This window comes from Frisingicoccus sp., assembly GCA_016298055.1.
Classification (GTDB): Bacteria; Bacillota; Clostridia; order Lachnospirales; family Lachnospiraceae; genus Frisingicoccus.
In genome coordinates, this window is sequence record JAEDDO010000230.1 from 1 (window position 1) to 2,586 (window position 2,586).

Consider the following 2,586-nt stretch of genomic DNA (forward strand, 5'->3'; position numbering starts at 1 on the left):
ATCTGATCCATCATGCTGTCCCTGCGTTCCACGCAGATTTCATTCAGGTCAGCCAGATACGACCAGAGCTTCCCAGTCAGCATAAGCTGGGAATACAAAGCCTGCCGGTAGTCTTTCAGAAAATTCCTGCGGAGGCTTCCATAGAAACCAATATCTCTGGTTTCTTCCGCCACACGGATCAGCGGGATATAATAATCTCCCACAAGGATATAATCCAGTCCGTTCTTTTCATCATGTATCATCGGTTTCAATTCTTTCATGCATTTGCCACCCCTTTCTTTGGTTCTGCAGCCGGAAGCATCGACACTGGAACAAACACACCTTTCGCAATATCTTCCTGCCGGATTGCTTCCTTCTTCGCCTCGATCTCGGCTTTTCTTTTTTCTTTTACTTTGTCTTCGTATTCTTTCTGTTTTCCATTTGCCTTCCGCCTCAGATAATTCTGGTGCAGCCTGTCCTTCCTGGCTTCTCGCTTTCGTAATTCTTCTTCCTCTTCCGTTGTCAGCTGGACTTCTCCAAAATGCGGTGGAAGATACCTTCCCACAAAATTAAAATAAATCTCAATCTCCTGTGTGGTCTGCTGGCTTCCTTTCCTGTCCCTCTCATGCACCAGAATCTTTTCCACGAACTCATTCAGCATATATGTGGTCAGTTCATCAAAATTCTGATATTTGTCCACCAGTGCAATAAATCTTTCCGCAGACCGTCTGCCATTTTCATATCCGGCTACCTCTGCTTCCAATTCTGAAATTTCCGCTGTCAGTTCTTTCTGTTCTTTGGAATACTGCCCATCAAGGACTGCGTAACGTTCGTCCGGCAGCTTACCGAGGATATTATCCTCATATATTCGGCAGATCAGTTTTTCCAGTTCCTGCAGACGCTTTTTCGCTTCTGCCAGCCTGTTTTTCAGCCTCACGATCTCACTGGACTGCTGGGAATTCTGTGTTGTCTTCACTGTCTCAATGAACTCTTCCCGGTTCAGATGGGAATATTCTGCGATAGCTTTCAGCAGGTCTTTTATCAGCTCCATCACAATATCCGCATTAATCCTGTGCTGTGTCGGGCAGAGTGTTCCAACCGGAACTTTGCTATATGCAGAACAGGTATATTGAGGGATCCTTTTCCCATTATTTACCCGGTGCACATACATTTTTGCCCCGCAATCGGCACAATACATCAGCCCTGTCAGTGGATGTGCTTCTCCCCATCCGTCCGGGTATCTGCGGACATTCTTCCGGATTCTCTGGACATTATCAAAGGTTTCCTGATCAATGATCGCTTCCTGCGTGTCCTCAAATACTGTCCAGTTATCTTCTGACACATAATGGCTCTTTTTGTCCTTAAAATGCTTTCTGGTCTTGAAATTAACAGTGTGACCAAGATATTCCCGCTTTTTCAGGATCCCTGCCACCGTCGACGAACCCCACGCATAGGGGTCTTTGATCTCGTCCACTCTTCCCTGCCATAATCCTGCCCCATGCCTTGCCATGTGTACTGCCGGGATCTCCACCTGATCTTCTTTCAGCTTCTTTGCGATCTGGTAAGGACCATATCCGTCCATTGTCATCTGAAAAATCCTGCGGACAACCTGTGCAGCCTCTTCATCCACGATCCAGTGTTCCTTATTTTCCGGGTCTTTCAGATATCCGTATGGTGTGGTGCTTGCAACGTGCTTCCCGGAATTGCCTTTTGCCTTAAAGGTAGACCGGATCTTTTTGCTCGTGTCTTTCGCATACCACTCATTCATAATGTTTCGGAAAGGAAGAAAATCATCATCCCCATTCAGACTGTCATGACCATCATTGATAGCGATCAGCCTAACCTGCTTCTGGCGCAGCATTTCCTGAATCTGACCGACCATCAGATAATCACGTCCCAACCGGCTCATATCCTTTATGATCACCGTCCCGATCTGCCCGGCTTTGATGGCATCCATCATGCTGACAAATCCCGGGCGGTCAAACCTTGTGCCGGATATTCCATCATCCGTAAAATGGATATATGGGGTAAGTCCATGGGATTCTGCATATTCTGAAAGCATCTGCTTCTGGTTCGATATACTGTTGCTCTCGCCCATAAGGTCATCATCATGGCTGAGACGCTCATACAATGCGGTAAGTTTCTCCTGCATCCGTTTTCCTCCTTCCTTTCATTTTTCATTGCCTGTTTTCATTCCATATCCGTTCCTGTACCGGGTTCCGATGTTTCCGGGACGTATTTGCCAGAAAAGACATGCTGGATGCACATTCAAATCTGGTATCACTATGGACAGGCTGCTCCGTTGTCAAGGTTCGTGTAAGGATCTTCAAAAAAGTTCCTCTCACTTAACCCATCTTTCGGACGCTGTTTTACAAGGTAGTAACGTAACTTTTTTAAATTTCTCTGGATTTTGTGTCGGTTTGAAAAACTCCTTACACTATATCCAGACTGGCGAGGCAAAATGTTGCCATCCTTTGAGAATGTTTTTAAAAAAGTACAATTTTGTATTTTGGGCAAAAAATAAGCCTCAAGAGACTTTTTAATCATTTTGGAGCTCCAATTTCTTAAAAAATGATGATTAAGAAGTCTCTTCAAGCTTATAACACC

General features: G+C 45.2%; 3 protein-coding genes. All 3 read right to left on the reverse strand.

Features of this window, described 5'->3' with window-relative positions; translation table 11 throughout:
• A partial coding sequence (locus tag QZZ35_RS10945; RefSeq protein ID WP_291237433.1) for a TnpV protein occupies positions 1-260 on the reverse strand: 260 nt, incomplete at its 3' end.
• A complete protein-coding gene (locus tag QZZ35_RS10950; protein WP_291237434.1) occupies positions 257-2,131 on the reverse strand; it encodes a recombinase family protein in 1,875 nt (624 codons plus the stop codon). The genes QZZ35_RS10950 and QZZ35_RS10945, both read right to left, overlap by 4 nt.
• 131 nt (positions 2,132-2,262) lie before the next feature.
• Positions 2,263-2,586, reverse strand: a 324-nt coding sequence (locus tag QZZ35_RS10955; protein WP_291237435.1) for a hypothetical protein, incomplete at its 5' end; no start/stop codon positions are given.